16 protein-coding genes and 1 pseudogene are annotated in these 21,009 nt (G+C 28.7%); 14 read left to right on the top strand and 3 right to left on the bottom strand.

Annotation, left to right across the window (positions count from 1 at the left end; translation table 11 throughout):
• Both B3603_RS08185 and B3603_RS08180 read left to right on the top strand, forming a co-directional pair.
• Positions 1-612: pseudogene (locus B3603_RS08185) on the top strand (RNA-guided endonuclease TnpB family protein); the annotation flags it as partial.
• Between the two features lie 201 nt (positions 613-813).
• The gene (locus B3603_RS08180) at positions 814-2,100 is read left to right on the top strand and encodes an amidohydrolase (RefSeq protein ID WP_291563100.1); all 1,287 of its coding nucleotides are present in this window, start codon (positions 814-816) and stop codon (positions 2,098-2,100) included.
• Between the two features lie 84 nt (positions 2,101-2,184).
• Here B3603_RS08180 and B3603_RS08175 read toward each other — a convergent pair whose 3' ends face one another.
• The 3 genes from B3603_RS08175 to B3603_RS08165 form a co-directional block, all read right to left on the bottom strand.
• On the bottom strand, positions 2,185-2,604 hold the full coding sequence (locus tag B3603_RS08175) for an NUDIX hydrolase (RefSeq protein WP_312574205.1): 420 nt from the start codon (positions 2,602-2,604) through the stop codon (positions 2,185-2,187).
• A gap of 161 nt (positions 2,605-2,765) precedes the next feature.
• Positions 2,766-3,347, bottom strand: a complete 582-nt coding sequence (locus B3603_RS08170) for a class I SAM-dependent methyltransferase (protein WP_291563097.1) — start codon at positions 3,345-3,347, stop codon at positions 2,766-2,768.
• A gap of 271 nt (positions 3,348-3,618) precedes the next feature.
• On the bottom strand, positions 3,619-4,344 hold the full coding sequence (locus B3603_RS08165) for a hypothetical protein (RefSeq protein WP_291563094.1): 726 nt from the start codon (positions 4,342-4,344) through the stop codon (positions 3,619-3,621).
• Between the two features lie 595 nt (positions 4,345-4,939).
• On the opposite strand from B3603_RS08165, the gene B3603_RS08160 reads away from it, so the two are divergent.
• The 12 genes from B3603_RS08160 (at position 4,940) to B3603_RS08105 (ending at position 20,965) form a co-directional block, all read left to right on the top strand.
• Positions 4,940-8,716 (top strand): phosphoribosylformylglycinamidine synthase, encoded by a 3,777-nt coding sequence (locus B3603_RS08160; protein ID WP_291563090.1) that lies wholly within the window; start codon positions 4,940-4,942, stop codon positions 8,714-8,716.
• A gap of 134 nt (positions 8,717-8,850) precedes the next feature.
• A complete protein-coding gene (purE, locus tag B3603_RS08155; protein ID WP_291563087.1) occupies positions 8,851-9,330 on the top strand; it encodes a 5-(carboxyamino)imidazole ribonucleotide mutase in 480 nt (159 codons plus the stop codon).
• Positions 9,330-10,034 (top strand): phosphoribosylaminoimidazolesuccinocarboxamide synthase, encoded by a 705-nt coding sequence (purC, locus tag B3603_RS08150; RefSeq protein WP_291563084.1) that lies wholly within the window; start codon positions 9,330-9,332, stop codon positions 10,032-10,034. Before purE ends, purC begins: the two co-directional genes overlap by 1 nt.
• Positions 10,035-10,088: 54 nt before the next feature.
• Positions 10,089-11,516: an amidophosphoribosyltransferase gene (gene purF, locus B3603_RS08145; RefSeq protein WP_039633894.1), complete on the top strand. Its 1,428-nt coding sequence runs from the start codon at positions 10,089-10,091 to the stop codon at positions 11,514-11,516.
• Between the two features lie 195 nt (positions 11,517-11,711).
• Complete coding sequence (gene purM, locus B3603_RS08140) at positions 11,712-12,710, top strand: phosphoribosylformylglycinamidine cyclo-ligase (RefSeq protein WP_291563081.1); 999 nt, start codon at positions 11,712-11,714, stop codon at positions 12,708-12,710.
• Positions 12,698-13,312, top strand: a complete 615-nt coding sequence (gene purN, locus B3603_RS08135) for a phosphoribosylglycinamide formyltransferase (RefSeq protein ID WP_291563079.1) — start codon at positions 12,698-12,700, stop codon at positions 13,310-13,312. The genes purM and purN overlap by 13 nt, the downstream gene beginning before the upstream one ends.
• Positions 13,313-13,317: 5 nt before the next feature.
• A complete protein-coding gene (gene purH / locus B3603_RS08130; protein ID WP_291563077.1) occupies positions 13,318-14,823 on the top strand; it encodes a bifunctional phosphoribosylaminoimidazolecarboxamide formyltransferase/IMP cyclohydrolase in 1,506 nt (501 codons plus the stop codon).
• Positions 14,824-14,876: 53 nt separating this feature from the next.
• Positions 14,877-16,124 (top strand): phosphoribosylamine--glycine ligase, encoded by a 1,248-nt coding sequence (gene purD / locus B3603_RS08125; protein ID WP_291563074.1) that lies wholly within the window; start codon positions 14,877-14,879, stop codon positions 16,122-16,124.
• Positions 16,125-16,699: 575 nt separating this feature from the next.
• Positions 16,700-17,215: a signal peptidase I gene (gene lepB, locus B3603_RS08120; protein ID WP_291563071.1), complete on the top strand. Its 516-nt coding sequence runs from the start codon at positions 16,700-16,702 to the stop codon at positions 17,213-17,215.
• Positions 17,216-17,470: 255 nt separating this feature from the next.
• Positions 17,471-17,986, top strand: a complete 516-nt coding sequence (gene lepB / locus B3603_RS08115) for a signal peptidase I (RefSeq protein WP_291563068.1) — start codon at positions 17,471-17,473, stop codon at positions 17,984-17,986.
• Positions 17,987-18,406: 420 nt separating this feature from the next.
• Complete coding sequence (pepV, locus tag B3603_RS08110) at positions 18,407-19,798, top strand: dipeptidase PepV (RefSeq protein WP_291563064.1); 1,392 nt, start codon at positions 18,407-18,409, stop codon at positions 19,796-19,798.
• 903 nt (positions 19,799-20,701) lie between these two features.
• A complete protein-coding gene (locus B3603_RS08105; protein WP_291563061.1) occupies positions 20,702-20,965 on the top strand; it encodes a hypothetical protein in 264 nt (87 codons plus the stop codon).
• Positions 20,966-21,009 lie beyond the last annotated feature (44 nt).

Genomic DNA, 21,009 nt, shown 5'->3' with positions numbered 1-21,009 from the left:
GCAAATACTATGTTTCTATATTAGTTGATACAGAAAATATTAAATTGCCTAAAATTGATAAAAAAATAGGTGTAGATGTGGGTATAAAAGAATTTGCAATATGCTCAGATGGATATAGAGAGTCTAATCCAAAGTATCTTAGAAAATCAGAAAGAAGATTAATTAAGTTACAGAAAGACTTATCAAGAAAGCAAAAAGAGAGTAACAATAGAAATAAAGCAAGATTAAAAGTAGCTAAATTACATGAAAGGATAGCAAATCAAAGGGCAGATTTCTTACATAAGTTATCAATAAAACTTGTTAGAGAAAACCAATCTATAGTTATTGAAGACTTAAAAGTTAAGAACATGCAGCAAAATCATAAACTAGCAAAAGCTATAAGTGAAGCTAGTTGGTCAGAATTTAGAAAAATGTTAGAATATAAAGCTGATTGGTATGGGAGAGAATTAGTTATAGCACCTAGTAATTATGCTAGTTCTCAATTATGCTCTGAATGTGGCTATANNNNAAGTAAAAAATCTAGCACTTAGAGAATGGATATGTCCTAATTGTGGTACGAAGCATGATAGAGATACAAATGCTAGTAAAAATCTACTGAAATTAGCAATATAATTTTGGTGTTATAACGAGGTTGGTTCGACCTTTTGAGCGTGGGTAAACTTGTTCCAATAGGAATATTGACCACGAAGCTACCACTTCAACAAAGTAAGTGGTAGTAGTTCACGGATATAACTATATTGAGTTATACATTGATTTTTTAAGCAGTATGTGCTAATTAAGTGTAAAAGTAATTATTCAGAAAGGATGTTAATTATGAATATTCTAATTAAAAATACAACAATTGTAACTATGAATAATGATAATGAAGTAATATATAAAGGTGATATAGCTATTGAAAAGAATAGAATTAAATATATCGGGGAAGTACCAAAAGGATTTATAGCTGGAAAAATTATTGATGGCAGTAATAAAGTCGTTATGCCAGGAATTATAAATGCACATACCCATATAGGAATGTCCTTAATTAGAAGCTATGCAGATGATCTACCACTTTGGGAATGGTTAAATGAAAGAATTTGGCCTATAGAGAAAAAGTATACAGAGGAAGATATATATAATGGAGACATGCTTAGTATAGTGGAGATGATTAAAAGTGGTACTACTTGCTTCTTAGACATGTATTTTTCCTTAGAACAAACTGCAAAGGCTGTAGAGATTTCAGGTATGAGAGCTGTACTATCAAAGAGTTTAAATGGAGAAATTAATAAAGATGAGAATAAATTTGATGAAGTTAGAGAGTTTAAAAAGAACTGGGAAAATAGAGGAGATGGAAGAATAAAAATGATGGTGGCTCCTCACTCACCATACACTTCTTCTAAAGCCTATTTAGAAAAAACAATAGATCTTGCCAAAGAACTAGAGCTTCCAATTCATATACATGTATCTGAAAGCAGAAAAGAAGTAAAAGATAGCTTTGAAGAGCATGGAGTTTCACCAGTAAAATATTTAGAGAATTTAGGATTATTTAAAATTCCAACGGTAGCAGCTCACTGTGTCCACATTTCTGATGATGATATAGAAATCTTAAACAAATATAAAGTATCAGTAGCAAATAATCCTTGTAGTAATTTAAAGTTAGCTAATGGATTTGCACCAGTAGAAAAAATGTTAAACAGAGGGGTGAATGTAGCTTTAGCTACAGATAGTTCTTCAAGTAACAATAATTTAAACATGTTTGAAGAAATTCATACAGCTGCACTTATAAATAAAGGAATAAATGAAAATCCTCTTTCCATACCGGCTATAAAGGCACTAGAAATGGCAACAAAAAATGGAGCTAAAGCATTATTTTTAGAAGATGAGATAGGGTCTTTAGAAGTAGGAAAAAAAGCGGATATGATATTAATTGATTTAAATAAACCTCATCTATACCCAAGGCATGACATAATATCATTGTTAGTTTATTCTGCTCAAGGTTCAGATGTGGAAACTGTTATTATAGATGGAAAAATAGTAATGGAAAATTACAAGATGAAAACCATAGAGGAAAGTGAAGTAATGAAAAGAGCAAAAGAATCAGTGGAAAGAATATTTTCATAGAAGATAAATAAACATAAAGAATTAACTTTACTAATGAATTTTAGGAAAAGTAACGGATTTACTTTTCCTTTTTAATTTTTAATTTTATTTATTTTTGAATTTTTTAACTTTTTTAAATAAGTAGGGTTGTATTTCCTTATAAGTTAAGTTTTCTGGTAAATTTTCTCTGAAAATTACTTCAGCGATTTCTAGTGGTGGTAATTCACCTAATTTGTAAACTTGGGCATAGAATAACCTTCCATAAGAAGGTATATCATCTCTAGTAACAGAATAATCACAAATAGCTTCAATGTGGAAATCTGTAGCTCCAGTTTCTTCAAAAAGTTCCCTAGATGCAGTCTTATTTATATCTTCTCCCTCTTCTCTATGGCCACCAGGAATTTCAAGAGTAGTTCTTTCTTTATGTCTTACAAATAACCACTTATTATTATATTCAGCTGCAATTACTGCAAATTTTAAGCTTTTATTAGCTACAGTGTCTAAGCTGTAAAAGTTTATCTCCATAATTACCTCCTTGTATTTCATAACAAATACTTTAATAAAGTTAATCTTTATTTAAAGCTTTTATATTATATTACTTTGATTTAAATTCTCATTAATTGCATTTTGTAATTTTTTTACTATTTTAAAATCATGAATGGTAAGAGGTAGTTTCTTAAGTAGATTTATTTTTCACAACAAAAATAGAAATAATCTGTATCTTTTATTTCCATTTCTTTAAAGTCGTATCTATTACAAAGTTCTACTAAAGTACTATCTATAGGAATGGGATCATTAATAGAGGTATAGCCAAGTAATTTACGACGTTCTTTTAATTCTTCTCTGGTTCTACAATGAACAATAATAAATTTTCCACCAGGATTTAAGTTGTTATAAGCATTTTTAAATACAGTATTTAAGTCGTAAAAATGAGGAATAGAGTTGAAAATTATTATGTAATCAAAGTCTTCTTTAAAGGTTACTTCCTCCTCAAAGTCCATTAATCTCACATCTGTATTAGGATGAAATTTTAAAAATTCACTTACCATTTTTTCAGTTATATCCATAGCTGTATATTTTGAAAGATTGGTATTTTTTAATATAGGATATAAAATACCTGTACCACAAGCTACATCTAAAAGAGATTGTCCTTTAACTATATTTAAATTCTCAATAATTTCTTTAGCAATAATATAATTCTTTTCTGGGATATTCTTTTTCCATTGTGATGATAGTTCATTAAACATATTAATATCTTGTTCTTTCATAAATAGTCTCCTAATCAATTTATTAGTAATTTATATCTTTAATCACTGTTTAAAAATATAATTAAAACTATTGAATTTGCAATTGATCTTTTATTGAAGTGACACAGTCACTTCTTATAAAGAACTAACGATAGTTGTGAATTGTGCATTAGTCTAAATTTCTAATTGAAATAAGCTATATTGGCTATATATTAGTTTTTAAGGTAGCTTATCTATACAGTTGTATTTGAAGTCTAAAAAAGCGTGATTTAGTCACGCTTTTTATAATTAATTATTTATAATTGATTTCTGATAGTTTTGATACATGCTGAAAATTTATTTCTTTATTTTCATATAAGAATCTAACACCATCAATCCATTGACCAGGGTATGAACGTTGTAGAAAGCTTTCAATTAAAGCAGTAGATGTAATGGTTCCACCTGCTGAACCTTGAAAATAATTTTTTGACCAACTTGGACCTTTAAAATCGATAGCTTCATTAATTCCAGCATTTATCTCAGATTCTTTAAGATTTATTACAGCTATTTTTTTACCATCTTTGTCTTCTATTTTTGTTACTTCTATTGGTAAAGAATTAAATTCAATTTTAGATAAATTTTTAGCTAATATATCTAATTTCTCTGTTAATGTACCGCTATTTATTGGAAGGTAACATAATAATTCTTTTTCATAACTATCAATGTTAGCAGTATATATAGCATAAAGATTATTAGTATTATCTCCAGTGATTGGATTGTCTGTACCTTTAGAGGTTTCTGGAGTTTTATTAGGTTTTGAACCATTATCTTTATTAAGTTGTTCTTTTAAAGAAGATACTTCTTTATTTAAAGTTGCATTTTTTGAATCCAAAGAAGAAACTTGAGTGGTCAATTTTACATTTTCTTCTTTAGCTTCTGAAAGTTGCTTTGAATATTTCACATTTAAGTTAATAGCATAACCGATAACTGGTATTAAGATAATAATTAGCATTGCTATAACTAAATTTTTTCCTTTCATTGGAATCCCTCCTTAAAATTATAATGCTATCAAAGTATCTTTATGTTTTCATAGGTACATATATTAATCATCATATAAATTTATATAGATGATTTTTAAAAAAAGTTTATACTTGCAATTTTTTCTCCAAATTATGACCTCAAATATAATTATTTTTTGTAAAAACTCTCTATATTCTTATAAATATTCTATAAAATCATAAAAATTCCTCTAAAACTTTAAATTTAATTAATCAAAAACTTATTTCATTAAATTAGAAATGTAATTTATTTAGGAATACTTTATATTTATTATTTTAAAATTAACAGTGGGATATAAATGGAGTTATACTAAAATGAGCCATATAAAAATACCTATAGGAATACTAAAAGGTCTATTATTAAATAAAAATAATTTAGAGATAATATGAGAAGCTAACCATACAATAAATAAAAAATATATATTATAGTTTGTTATTAAACGAATGTTTTTATTAAAATTTTTAAAAAAGTACTTTTAAAAATAATAATAATATACTATAATATAATTATCGAACAATAATTATAAAATATAAAATAAAGTTCGTAATATTAAAGGATTACTCAAGGGGGAAAAGATGAGAAAAGATATTTTTACAGTGTTTGTAGAGAAAAAACCGAATTTTAACTTAGAGAGTGAAAATTTATTAAGGGATTTTAAACACCTCTTAAGGATAGATGACTTAAAGGACGTTAGAGTAATCAACAGATATGACATAGAAGGAATTAATGAAAGTGAATATAAAGAAATAAAAAATAATATTTTAAGTGAATCCAATATAGATAAAGTTTATGATGGAGATTTAAAATTTGGTGGTAGAAGGGCATTTTCAGTAGAGTATGTACCAGGACAATATGATCAGAGAGCAGACTCTGCTGCACAATGTATACAAATAATAACCCAAAAAGAAATGCCTAAAGTTAAAAGCTCAAAGATTATAGTTTTAAATGGAAATATTAGTGATGAAGATTTTGAAAAAATAAAAAAATACTACATAAATACTGTAGATTCAAGAGAAGCTTCTATGGGAGAATGTAAAAGTCTTGAAGTAGAAAGTAAAGATCCAAAGGATATAGAAATACTAAAGAATTTCATTAATTTAGATGAAAAAGAACTGAATGAATTTTTAGGATATCATTCACTAGCAATGAATATAGGGGATTTGGAGCTTATTCAAAAATATTTTAGAGAAGAAGAACAGAGAGAGCCTACAGTTACAGAAATAAAAGTAATAGATACTTATTGGTCAGATCACTGTAGACATACAACCTTCCAGACTATTTTAGAGGATATAAGTTTTGAAGATGGAAAATATACAGAAGCTATAAAAGAAGGTTTTGATATTTATAAGAAATATAGAGAAGAGTTATATGAGGATAAAGAAAAACCTATGACACTAATGGATATAGCTGTTATAGGAATGAAGAAGCTAAGGTCTACAGGTAAATTAGATGATTTAGATATATCTGATGAAATCAATGCTTGTAGCATAGTGGTTGATGTAAATGTAGATGAAAAATTAGAAAAATATTTAATAATGTTTAAAAATGAAACACATAATCATCCTACAGAAATTGAACCTTTTGGCGGTGCATCTACATGCTTAGGTGGTGCTATAAGGGATCCGCTATCTGGTAGAAGTTATGTTTATCAAGCAATGAGGGTTACTGGAAGTGGAGATCCTAGAACGCCAATTGAAAAGACTTTAAAAGGAAAATTGCCACAAAGAAAAATAACAAAAGAGGCAGCTAAAGGTTATAGTAGCTATGGAAATCAAATAGGTCTTGCTACCGGTCATGTAGCGGAAATCTATCATGAAGGCTATTTAGCTAAAAGAATGGAAGTTGGAGCGGTAATAGCTGCAGCACCTTATGAAAATGTAATAAGAAAAGCTCCAGAAAGTGGCGATGTGATAATTTTACTTGGAGGAAGAACAGGCAGGGATGGAATAGGTGGAGCATCTGGTTCCTCTAAAGAACATAGTGAAAACTCACTTGAAAGTTGTGGAGCAGAAGTTCAAAAAGGAAATGCTCTAATAGAAAGAAAAATTCAAAGGTTATTTAGGAAAAAGGAAGTTACAACTTTAATTAAAAAATGCAATGATTTTGGTGCTGGAGGAGTTTCTGTTGCCATAGGAGAACTTGCAGAAGGAATAAATATAAATTTGGATTTAGTAACCAAAAAATATGAAGGATTAGATGGAACAGAAATTGCCATATCAGAGTCTCAGGAAAGAATGGCAGTAGTAGTTGACAAAAATCATTCAGAAAAATTTATTAAACTTGCAGAAGAAGAAAATTTAGAAGCAGTAGCAGTAGCAGTGGTTACTAATGATAAGCGAGTTACTATGACTTGGAGAGAAAAGGAAATAGTAAGTCTTTCAAGAAAGTTTTTAGATACTAATGGTGCTAAGGGTTATATAAACATTGAAGTGAAGGAGCCTTTGAAAGATGAAAATTATTTTAGTAAAAGTAAGTTTAGAAGTGAGTCTGTAAGAGAATGTTTTAAGAATACATTAAAGGATTTAAATATATGCTCCCAAAAAGGACTTGTAGAAATGTTTGATAGTTCAATAGGAGGAAACACAGTACTTATGCCTTTTGGAGGAAAAAGTCAAAGTACTCCAAGTGAAGGTATGGTGGGGAAAATTCCTGTTTTAAATGGGGAAACTACAACAGGAACCATAATGGCACATGGCTTTAATCCATATATATCAGAATGGAGTCCTTTCCATGGAGGATTATATGCTGTAGTAGAAAGTGTCACAAAGATTGTTGCATTAGGAGGAGATTACAAGAATATTAGATTATCTCTTCAAGAATATTTTGAAAAGCTAGGTACAGATAAAAGAAAATGGGGTAAACCTTTTTCAGCATTATTAGGTGCACTTTATGCTGAAGATCAGCTTCAAATACCAGCTATAGGTGGAAAAGATAGTATGTCTGGTACTTTTAAAGATTTAAACGTGCCACCTACATTAATATCCTTTGGGGTTTCCACTATAGATGTAAATAAAGTAATTTCACAAGAATTTAAAGCTTTAAATAGTAAAGTGGTAGCTATAAATTCAAGAAGAGATAAAAGAGAAGTTATAGATTTTGATAATTTAAAGAAAAATTATGAGCTAGTTCATTCTTTAATAAATAGAGGAAAAGTACTTGCATCTCACACTGTAAAATCAGGTGGAGTAGTTGAAGCTATAAGTAAAATGTGTTTTGGAAATAAAATTGGATTTAGCTTTAATAATAACATTTCTTTAGGGGAATTGAGTGAGCCAAGATACGGTAGCATTGTTTTAGAATTAGAAAATCACATAAATATTGAGGAAGAATTAAATGATGTGGAATATACTCTTTTAGGAAGTACCATAGAAAAATATGAAATTAATATTAATGGAGAAATAATTTCATTAGAGGAACTTCAAAATGATTTTGAGGATACATTGGAAGAGGTATTCCCAACAGATTATTCAGATAATAGATTTGCAAGTGAGAAAATAAAAAAATATAGTTCAAAAATAAATAATTTAATTAAATCTCCATTAATAAAGATATCAAAACCCAAGGTATTAATACCTGTATTTCCAGGTACAAACTGTGAATATGATTGTGAAAGAGCATTTGTAAAAGCAGGTGCAGCAGTAAATACCTTAGTATTTAATAATTTAAGTTCAAGACATATCGAGAATTCTATTGATGAGTTAGCCAATCAAATTTCTAAATCGCAAATAGTTATGCTTCCAGGAGGGTTTAGTGCTGGGGATGAGCCAGATGGATCTGGAAAATTTATAGCTACAATTTTTAGAAATGAAAAAATTAAATATGAAGTTATGAATTTACTTAAGAACAGAGATGGATTGATATTAGGTATATGTAATGGCTTCCAAGCACTTATAAAGTTAGGGCTAGTTACTTATGGAGAAATTGTAGATATTAAGGAAGATAGTCCAACTCTAACTTATAATGCTATAGGAAGGCATATATCTTGTATGGTTAATACTAAAATAGTTTCAAACTCTTCACCGTGGTTTAGTTCAATGAAGGTAGGAGAAATTCATACTATACCGGTTTCTCATGGTGAAGGAAGATTTTATGCAGATGAAGGAAATATTAAGAGATTATTTGAGAATAATCAAGTTGCCACTCAATATGTAGATTTTGAAGGTAATCCAAACTATGATATAAAATTTAATCCTAATGGTTCTTGTTATGCCATAGAAGGAATAACAAGTCCAGATGGAAGAGTTTTGGGGAAAATGGGGCATAGTGAAAGAATAGGAAAGAACGTAATTAAAAATGTTATAGGAAATCATGAGCAAAAAATATTTGAAAGCGGAGTTAATTATTTCAAATAAGAGGTTTAAAATGAAATAACTAGACAAAGATGATATAAAAATTTAAGAGTATTTGCTAGTTATTTCAAGATTCTTAAACTAAAAATTGATAATGGCGATTTATATATTTAAAAAATAATACTTTGGAGGTTCTTATGAGAGTAGCAATAATTTTTGGTAGTAAATCAGATACAGAAGTAATGAGAAATGCAGCAAAATGTTTGAGGGAGTTTGATATAGAATTTGAAGCACATATTTTATCTGCTCATAGAGTACCAGAAAGATTAGGAGAAGTGCTTACCGAACTTGAGAACAAAGGATGTGAATGCATAATTGCAGGGGCAGGACTTGCTGCCCATCTTCCAGGAGTCATAGCATCAAAAACTCTAATTCCTGTAATAGGAGTTCCTATAAAGGGAGCTATTGAAGGATTAGATGCATTATATTCTATAGTTCAAATGCCAAAATCAATACCAGTAGCAACAGTTGGAATTAATAATAGCTATAATGCAGGAATGTTAGCTGTACAAATATTAGCAAATAAATATCCAGAAGTTAAAGAAAAGTTAGCAGAGTATAGGAAAATTATGAAAGAAAACTTTATAAAAGAAAATGGAGAAGGAGTTGAATTATAATGGAAAATAAAGTATTAATGTACGAAGGAAAAGCTAAAAAAATATTTTCAACAGATAAGTTAGATGAAGTTTTAGTTTATTATAAGGATGATGCAACAGCTTTTAATGGAGAGAAAAAAGCTTCTATAGCTTCAAAGGGAATATTAAATAACAGTATTACTTCATTATTATTTGAAATGCTAAATGAAAAAGGTGTAAAAACTCATTTTATCAAAAAAATAAGTGATAGAGAACAAATTTGTAAAAAGGTAGAAATAATACCTCTTGAAGTTATAGTAAGAAATGTAGCAGCAGGTAGTATGGCTAAAAGATATGGATTAGAAGAGGGAACAGAACTTAAAACTACAGTATTTGAATTAAGTTATAAAAACGATGATCTAGGAGATCCATTAATGAATGATTATCATGCAGTAGCCATGGAGATTACGACTTTTGACGAATTATATTATATTTATGGAGTAGCTGCAGAAGTAAATGAACTTTTAACAGAATTCTTTAAAGCTCAAAATATAAAGCTGATAGATTTTAAATTAGAATTTGGTAGATTAAACGGAGAAATTCTATTAGCAGATGAGATTTCGCCTGATACTTGTAGACTTTGGGATATGACTACAGGAGAAAAGCTTGATAAAGATAGATTTAGAAGAGACATTGGAGATTTGGTTGAAGGATATACTGAAGTGTTAAATAGAATGATGAAATAGCTATAAGGTTTGAAAGATAATTATAAGGCTATGAAGATGGAGGATATAGAGATAATGAAATTACCTTTAAAAGACGGATATGTTTACAATAACTACGATCCAGATAAATTTCATGATGAATGCGGTGTATATGGAATTTTTAGTTTAGGTGATAATTTAGATGTGGCAAGAAGAACTTATTATGGGTTATATGCTCTTCAACATAGGGGCCAAGAAAGTGCAGGCATAGTTACTTATAATGGTAAGAAGATGAAGTGTCATAAAAATATGGGTTTAGTTTCAGAAGTATTTAATAATGAAATACTAAATCAACTTACAGGATATTCAGCAGTTGGACATGTTAGATATTCCACTGCTGGAGATAGTTCTGTAAAAAATGCACAACCTGTACTTGGGGAGTTTAAATTAGGAAATATTGCCATAGCTCATAATGGAAACTTAATAAATGCAGATATTATAAGAGAATTACTTGAAGATTCAGGATGTATTTTTCAAACTTCTATAGATTCAGAAGTTATTTTAAATCTTATAGCTAGAGGAGCTAAAAAGGGTATTTTAAATGCAGTAGTAGATACAGTGCAAGCAATAAAAGGATCTTTTGGCATTGTAATTTTAACAGAAAATGAATTGATAGGTGTTAGAGATCCACATGGTATTAGACCATTATGCCTTGGGAAAATTGGAGAGAGTTATGTTATAGCTTCAGAAAGTTGTGCATTAGATGCTACAGGAGCAGAATATATTAGAGATATTGAGCCAGGAGAAATTGTAGTTATAAATAATGAAGGAATAAAAAGCATCAATTTTGCGGAAAAAAGTAAAAAAGCAATTTGTTCCTTTGAATATATATATTTTGCAAGACCGGATACAATAATTGATGGCATAAGTGTACATTCATCTAGAGTTAAAGCAGGTAAGAAGCTTTATGAAGAGTATCCAGTAGAGGCAGATATAGTAGTTGCAGTTCCAGATTCGGGGGTATCAGCAGCTATGGGATATGCAAAAGCTTCAGGAATACCTTATGAAATAGGGCTGATAAAAAATAAGTATATAGGAAGAACCTTCATTACTCCTTGCCAAGAAGAAAGAGAAAATGCTGTTAATGTTAAGTTAAATGTATTAAAAGAAAATGTAGAGGGTAAAAAAGTAGTTTTAATAGATGATTCAATAGTTAGAGGAACTACAAGTAAAAGGTTAGTTGAACTTCTAAGAAAAGCTGGAGCAAAAGAAGTACACTTTAGAGTTTGTTCACCTGTAGTTAAATTTCCTTGCTATTTTGGAATAGATACTCCTTATAGAAAAGGTCTTATAGGAGCTAATATGAAAGTAGAAGAAATAAGACAAATAATAGGTGCAGATACTTTAGGTTATTTAACTCAAAAAGGCCTTTTAGAATGTTTAGGAGAAGGCGAAGGTTTTTGTTTAGGATGTTTTGACGGAGAATATCCAATTTCCGCTCCAATTAAATCAAGTGAAGATTAAAAACTTAAAGAGGTTTTTAGTAATTGTAAAATTTTATAACTAAAGACTTATAATAATCAATAATATTTGATTATTATATATGTAATTTTAAATGTAAATTGGGGAGTTATTATATTTAACTAGCATTTTATTGAATTAAGCCATAAGGATTTAAGCTTTCTTCTTTAAAAATATTTTGGAAAGAAGGGTGAAATAATGATAACATACAAGGATGCTGGAGTTAATATTGAAGAAGGATATAAAGCAGTACAGCTTATGAAAAATTACACTTCGAAAACTTTTACTAGTGGAGTTTTAAATGGCCTTGGAAGTTTTGCAGGAATGTTTGAAATAGGAAGTGGTTATGAAAATCCTGTATTAGTTTCTGGTACTGATGGTGTAGGAACTAAACTTGAAATTGCAATAAAATTAAATAAATTTGATACTATTGGAATTGATTGTGTAGCAATGTGTGTTAATGATATTTTATGTCATGGTGCAAAACCATTATTTTTCCTTGACTATATAGCTTGCGGAAAATTAGACTCTAGTATAGCAGCGGATATAGTGAAAGGAGTTTCTAAAGGTTGCATTGAAAGTAATGCAGCATTAATTGGTGGAGAAACAGCAGAAATGCCTGGTATGTATAAAGATGGGGATTATGATGTGGCAGGTTTTGCAGTAGGAATAGTAGATAAGAAAAATATAATAGATGGAAGCGCTATAGAAGAAGGGAATGCTCTAATAGGAATTGCTTCTTCCGGAGTCCATAGTAATGGATATTCATTGGTTAGAAAATTAGTTGAAAATTATGATGAAATTCTAGGTAAGAAAACAATAGGAGAGATTTTACTTGAGCCTACTAAAATATATGTTAAACCTGTGCTTAATTTAATAGATAAATTTAGTATAAAAGGAATGGCACATATAACCGGTGGCGGTTTTTATGAAAATATTCCAAGAATGTTTAAAGGAAACTTGACTGCTATTATTGATAAAGATTCCTTTGAAATTCCTGAAATTTTTAAGTATTTAATGAGAAAAGGTGTAGATGAGTCTCATATGTTTAATACTTACAATATGGGAATTGGAATGGTTCTGTGTGTAAATGAAAGTGACAGCGAAAATATAATAAAGGCATTAGAAGAAATGGGAGAAAAGGCATATAAAATTGGTACTGTAGCTGCTGGAGGTGAAGGAGTGTGCTTAAAATAGCAGTTTTAATATCAGGTGGTGGCTCAAATCTTCAAAGTATAATTGACAATATAAACTCTGGATATTTAAAAAACTGTACTATTGAATATGTTATTAGTGATAGAGAAAACGCCTATGGAATAAAAAGGGCAAAAGAAAATAATATAAAAACTATGGTTTTTGATAGAAAAAAATATAGTAAAGCTTTAAGTGATGAGATTCTAAAGGTGTTAAAGGATAAAGTTAATTTAATAGTTTTAGCAGGTTTTACCTCCATATTAAATAAAAGCTTTATTGAGAGTTTCAAAAATAAGATAATAAATATTCATCCTTCATTAATACCTAATTTTTGTGGAAATGGCATGTATGGTATAAAAGTTCATGAAGCAGCTATTAATTATGGAGTTAAGGTTAGTGGGTGTACTGTTCATTTTGTAGATGAAGGAACAGATACAGGGGCTATAATACTTCAAAAAACGGTAAATGTATATGGAGAAGATTCCGCGGAAGGGTTACAAAAGAGAGTTTTGATAGAAGAACATAAAGCATTACCAGAAGCTATAAAGCTTATAAGCGAAGATAAGGTTAAGATTAAAGGAAGATTAGTTTACATAAAGGAGTAGTTGATATGATAAAAAGAGCATTAATAAGTGTTTTTGATAAAACCAATGTATTAGATTTTGCTAAATTTTTGGTGAGTAAGGATGTAGAAATAATATCCAGTGGTGGTACTTATAAATATTTAAAAGAAAATGGTATTGATGTAATAGAGGTATCAGAAGTTACGAAGTCAGAAGAAATGCTAGATGGTAGAGTTAAAACACTTCATCCAGCTATTCATGGTGGTATATTAGCACTTAGAGATAATGAAAGTCATATGAAAACTATAAAGGAAAGACAAATTAATACCATAGATTTAGTTTGTGTAAATCTATATCCATTCTTTGAAAAGGTCAAAGAAGATTTAACTTTTGAAGAAAAAGTTGAATTTATAGATATTGGTGGACCAAGCATGATAAGAAGTGCAGCTAAAAATTTCAAAGATGTACTTGTTGTAAGTGATATAAATGACTACAGTGAGATTATGAAGCAAATAAATGAACAAGGAGAAGTAGATTATGCTACACGTAAAAAATTTGCAGCTAAAGTTTTTAATTTAACCTCCGCTTATGATGCAGCAATTTCAAAATTTTTATTAGAAAATGATGAAATATATGAAGAATATCTTTCTGCTTCCTACATAAAAAGTAAAACTTTAAGATATGGGGAAAATCCACACCAAAGTGCAGCAGTTTATAAAAATGCAGATGGTAGTGGAATGATGAATAATATAATAGAGTTAAATGGTAAGGAACTTTCTTATAACAATATTAAAGATATGGACATTGCATGGAAAGTAGTTAATGAATTTGAAGAAATAGCTTGCTGTGGATTGAAACACAATAGTCCTTGTGGAGTAGCAATTGGAGAAACTGTTAAAGAAGCGTATATTAAAGCATATGAATGTGATCCTATATCAATTTTTGGTGGAATAGTAGCAATAAATAATACTGTAGATAAAGATACAGCAGAAGAGATGGTAAAGACCTTTTTAGAAATAATAATTGCTCCAAACTTTACAGAGGAAGCTTTAGACGTATTAAAAAGAAAGAAAAACTTAAGAATAATAAAATGTAATTCAAAACCAATGGACAATAAAGAAATGGTAACTGTTGATGGAGGAGTATTAGTACAAACTGTCGATAATAAATTAATAGATGAAATAAAGGTTGTAACTAAGAAGTCACCTAGCGAAGAAGAAATGAAGGATTTAATTATAGGTATGAAGGTAGCTAAATACGTTAAATCCAATGCCATTGTAGTAGTTAAAGAGGGAAAAGCTACAGGTATAGCAGGTGGCCAAGTGAATAGAATTTGGGCCACTGCACAGGCATTAGAAAGAGGAGAGGGTGGATTTGTATTAGCTTCAGATGCATTCTTCCCATTTAGAGATTGCGTAGATGAAGCTGCAAAATCTGGAATTAAAGCTATAATTCAACCTGGTGGTTCTGTGAGAGATGAAGAATCAATAAAAGCTTGTGATGAACAAGGAATATCTATGGTATTTACCGGATTAAGACACTTTAAACATTAAAAATTGTCCATTGTCAATCGTCAATTTTCAATTGAATAAAAGGTGGTATAACTATGAAGATATTATTAATTGGTAATGGTGGAAGAGAGCATACATTAGCATGGAAAATGTCACAGAGCAGTTTAGTTAAAAAGATTTATTGTGCACCAGGTAATGGCGGTACAGCCTTTGAAAATAAATGTGAAAATGTAAATTTAAAAAACATTAATGAATATTTAACTTTCGCATATGAGAACAAGATCAATCTCACTGTAGTTGGTCCAGAAACACCTCTTTGTGATGGAATTGTAGATATATTTAAAGCTCATGATTTAAAGATTTTTGGACCGAGTAAAGAAGGAGCAAAGTTAGAAGGCAGTAAGAGTTTTTCTAAGGCTTTTATGAAAAAATACGGGGTAAAAACAGCTGAATATGAAAGTTTTAATAATGTAATAGAAGCTTTAAATTATATAGAGTACTGCAAATTTCCTGTAGTTATTAAAGCAGATGGGTTAGCAGCAGGAAAAGGTGTTGTTATAGCTAATAGCAGAGAAGAAGCTAATAATACAATAAAAGAATTTATGGAGAAGGATATATTTTCTGGAGCAGGGAAATCTATAATTATAGAGGAGTTTTTAGAAGGTGTGGAGGCATCAATACTATCTATAACTGACGGAGAAACTATTATACCTTTTATATCTTCAAAAGATCATAAAGCTATATATGACGAAAATAAGGGACCTAATACAGGGGGGATGGGTACCTTAGCGCCTAATCCTCATTGTAATGAAGAAGTTTTAAAAGAATTTTATGAAAATATTATGTCTCCTACATTAAAAGGAATCAAATCAGAAAATATGGACTATGTAGGAATAATATTTTTTGGGTTAATGATTACCAAAAAAGGCATTTATTTATTAGAATATAATGTAAGAATGGGCGATCCTGAAACTCAAGTTGTACTTCCGCTAATGGAAAGTGATTTAGTTCATCTTATGATGGAAGCACTAGATAAAAGATTAAATAGAAATAAGGTACTATTTAAAAAGGCTCATGCATGCTGTGTGATAGCCTCATCAGAGGGATATCCATTAGAATATAAAAGCGGATTTGAAATAACAGGATTAGATAATATAGATAGTAAGGTTTTCCTAGCAGGAGCAACAAGAACAAGTAGCCAACTTTTGACTTCAGGTGGAAGAGTTTTGGGAATTACAGCTTTAGGAGAAAGTGTAGAAGAAGCAAGAGAAAAAGCTTATAAGGATATAAAAAATATAAATTTTAGTGGAATATATTATAGAAGTGATATAGGAAAGTTGTAAATACAATAAAAGGTAACCATATTGTCCTTAAAATAAAAGGAGATATGGTTATTTTTATTTAAGAGATAGTCGATAAGTATTATAGATAAACTACCTTAAAAATTAATATATAGCTAAATATAACTACACCCTTGAGCATTTCAATTCACAATTCACAATGCAAAATTCACAATTAAGGTTGAAATTATTTTTTAGCAAAATAATTTCTTTAATCAATTTTTTCACTAGCGATTATATCGCTAGTTATTCTGTGGCGAACACTGCTCGCCGCTACAGTAATTCTAAATTTCTCAGCTTTTGTGGAGAAACATCCACAATTGTGAATTCAATATTTTCAGCTACTATACCAAAAAAATATCAATTATTTTCACATATATATTAATTTTAGAGCTGGTATATCTATATATAGTGGAGGAGAGGAAAAGTTAAGAACTAATGTAGAATTTGTATTGTTTAAATAAGAATTTTTGAATGATTATTTTTGAAGATGTATAAAATACTGAATGATGAAAAAAGTTATGATATAATATTATCTATGTAATGAGGAATTAGGTAAAATTTAGGAGTTGATAGATTTGAATTTATTTAAAAAGTTTATTAAGGAATGGGGTATACCTATACTATGTGCTATAGGGTTAGCACTTTTAGTTAATAAATTTATTTTTTTTAATGTTAGTGTGCCTACAGAGTCTATGTATCCTACAATACAGCAAGGAGATAAAATTTTTGTAACTAGGAATTATAGCCAAAAATCTCTTGAAAGAGGGGATATTTTAGTTTTTCATTCTAAAGAGCGAGGTGAGGATTTAATAAAAAGGTTAATTGGACTTCCAGGGGAGACTATTAATGTAAAAAGTGATGGAACGGTATATATAGATGGTGAAAAATTAGATGAACCATATGTAATATATAATAGTGATAAAGAAGCAACGTTTCATGTACCTGAAAATTCCTATGTATTTATAGGGGATAATAGAGCAAATTCATTGGATGCAAGAGATTGGGAAAATCCGTACATATCATACGATGATATAAAGGGAAAAGCAAGATTTATAATAAAACCATTTTCTAGATTTGGAAAATTGAAATAGTAAAAAAGGAGCTGTTGCAAAATGACTAAAGTTTAGTCAGGATAGCATGGCTTTTTTATTTTTGTACAATTTTTATCTAAATAATTTTCTATTTTTCATTATAGACATAAGTATTTTATTAAAAATTTAGGCTATATTTATATAATAGTAGGATTGTGTAATAATGTAAAATCTAAATAATGTATAATAAAAAATTCTGTGATATAATATTATCTATGTGATAAGGAGTTAGGCAAAATTTAGGAGTTGATAGATTTGAATTTATTTAAAAAGTTTGTTAAGGAATGGGGTATACCTATACTATGTGCTGTAGGATTAGCACTTTTAGTTAATAAATTTATTTTTTTTAATGTTAGTGTGCCTACAGAGTCTATGTATCCTACAATACAGCCAGGAGATAAAATTTTCGTAACTAGGAATTATAGCGAAAAATCTCTGAAAAGAGGGGATATTTTAGTTTTTCATTCTAAAGAGTTAGGTGAGGATTTAATAAAAAGGTTAATTGGACTTCCAGGGGAGACTATTAATGTAAAAAGCGATGGAACGGTATATATAAATGGAGAAAAATTAGATGAATCTTATGTAATATATAATAGTGATAAAGAAGTGACATTACAGGTGCCTGAAAATTCTTATGTATTTATAGGGGATAATAGGGCAAATTCATTTGATGCAAGATATTGGGAAAATCCATACATATCATACGATGATATAATGGGAAAGGCAAGATTCATAATAAAGCCATTTTCTAGATTTGGAAAACTACAATAGCAAAAAACACTAGTAGCTTAAGCTACTAGTGTTTTTTATTAAGCCCATGAAAACTATAAATTAATCAACTGTAGAGGAGAACAGTGTTCTCCTAAAAATTTAAATCTGTTCTCATGGTTATATATTGAACAGATGATTGATGTTTTAATAAATAATTAGGAAATGCAAATTAAAAAGCTATGACTATTAATTATAATTTTATTTTAAAATCAATATAAATTATCTGCAAAAATAAAAAGTTACTATTTAAAATAGTTTAAATATTGATGAAATAAAGAAGATCATTGTTGAGTTTGTTTCTAAAATATGTGATAATAACACTATATTTGTTAATAAATAATTAATAGAAATTCATAAATAAGAGAAAATAATTTAATAGAAGGTAATAATATATGATTTTTATGAAAGGAATGAGTATTTATGGAAATTAATAAAAGAATTGATGAAATGAGCAATGATATAATAAATTCAGTAAAAGAAATAGTTAGAATAAGAAGCCTTGAAGGAGAAGCAAAGCCTGGGATGCCTTTTGGAGAAGAAGTAGATAAAGCACTTCAATGTGCTCTTGAAGTTTCTAAAAAATTAGGATTTAAGACAGTAAATGTTGACGGATATGCAGGCTATGCAGAATATGGAGAAGGAGAAGAATATGTTGCTACATTAGGTCACATAGATTTAGTACCAGAAGGAGATGGATGGATACATCCTCCATATGGAGCTGAAATTCATGATGGTAAGATGTATGGAAGAGGGACTACAGATGATAAAGGACCTATAATTGCATGTCTTTATGGACTAAAAGCTATAAAAGATGCAGGACTTCCGTTATCTAAAAAAATAAGAATAATATTTGGAACAAATGAAGAAACTGGTGGAGAAGATATACCCTATTATTTACAAAAAGAATCAGCACCAGTAGCAGCATTTACTCCAGATGCAGATTTTCCAATAATAAATGGAGAAAAAGGAATAACTATATTTGATTTAGTTAAGGATTTTACATCAGCACCTACTGGAGATATAGTTATAGAAAATATAATAGGTGGAAACGCTGCTAATATGGTACCAGATTATGCAGAAGCATTATTGATTTGTAAAAATACTGCAGAGGTTGTTGAAAAATTAAAAAGATTTGCCTTAGATAATGAATATGATATGACCTCAGAAGTAAATGGCTCTAAAATTAAAATTAAATCTATAGGAATTTCAGGACATGGAAGTACTCCTGAACTAGGGAAAAACGCTATAATGCAACTTATAACATTCTTAGCGTCATTGGATTTAGGAAATGACGAGTTATCTAATTACGTTAAATTCCTAGGAGAAAAAATAGGAATGGATCTTAATGGGGAAGGTTTTGGTATATATCTTGAAGATAAAAATTCTGGAAAACTATCTTTTAATGTAGGTAAGATAGCTATAAACAAAGATAAAGGAGTAATTACTTTAAATTTAAGATATCCTGTAACAAAAACATTAGATGATATGATGAAACCATTAAATAAAACATTAGAGGGAACTGGAATAACTATAGAAGATTTTTCTCATCAAGCGCCATTATACTTTTCCCCAGATCATCCATTAATTCAAACTTTAGCCAAAGTTTATAATGAGCAAACTGGCAAAGAGGCAGAATTAATTTCAATAGGTGGAGGTACTTATGCTAAAGAAATGCCAAATACAGTTGCCTTTGGACCAATATTCCCAGGGCAGCCAAGTACAATACATCAACCTAATGAATATATAGAAATAGAAGATTTAATAAATATAACAAAAATATATGCACATTCACTATATGAGCTGGCAAAATAGTTAATATAGTTACAATTAATAAGACATGTTCAAAAAATTAACTAGTCAAAATGATAGTCTATTTTTCATTAGATTGTGCCTTTTAAACTTCATGAGAGCTTAGCTTTCATGGGAACCTATTGACCTATCTAATGGAAAATATACGACTTATTTTTGACTAGTTATTTTCTTTTAAATGCCTTATAAATATTTTATAGATATATAAGGAATAAAATGTTATAATATGTACATATTGTTAATTGGTTTATTAAAAGTTAATTTGTTAAGTATTTCACCGAATTTTTATAACTTTTAATTATTATTTTTTAATCAATTAAATATTTGATTAGTGTGGTATAATTATATTTAAAATCATATAAGGTGTCTAATATAAGATATATTAATAACTGATTAATTACTTTTTAAGATGGCTAAAATTTTTTATTAAAGACATAAGTTTAGGTGAAACAAATGTAGGAAAAGGCAATTATTGTAGTATTATTAACATTCATATTAAGAATGTTAAAAGTATAAACAAAATTTATGATTAAGTCTATCTATAAAATTTTAGCAATAGTAAGATTATAAAAATTGTTAAAGAATTTAAAAAGGTAAGAGCTTATAATTTACTAAAAAATTTAAGCTTAGAAACTTTGAATAATAATAAATTATTATTAATAAATAAAAACAAAATTAATAAAGGGAATTAGAGAAATGTTGCAAAATCCACTTTTAAAAAAGATATAGAATTTAATAAATATTAAAGATATTGATGTATTTAAATATATATTATAACAACTATTTATTAGTTGATAATAAGAAGAATAATAGCTTAAATTATAATATGAAAAGAACATAGCCTAAGCTAAAAATAAATATACAATATTATAATTAACAAATTTTATGTAAAATAGGAGAAGATAAATGGTTATATTGCCAATAATATCATTAATAATTATAATAATGGTGTTATGTACACCTATAGTTAATTCTACATTAATAGCCTTGGGATTTATTTTCATAAGTATAGTTAGCTCCATTATATCCATTAAATATGCTTCTACTGCAAAAGGAGTTAATAATAAATTAGCTAAGGTAACGATAAATTTATGTTCAGTAATTATTATTATGAGTATGTTCGCATTAGCTTTTATTATAGTATTAAATATATTAACTTGCTTAACTTAAATATAAAGAGATAATGTGATATTAAGATTTAGCATTTATTTATA

Source organism: Clostridium sp. UBA2485 (genome assembly GCF_002341865.1).
GTDB lineage: Bacteria > Bacillota > Clostridia > Clostridiales > Clostridiaceae > Clostridium_J.
Note: the sequence above shows the minus strand (reverse complement) of the source record. Positions and strands in the feature narration are given on the sequence as shown.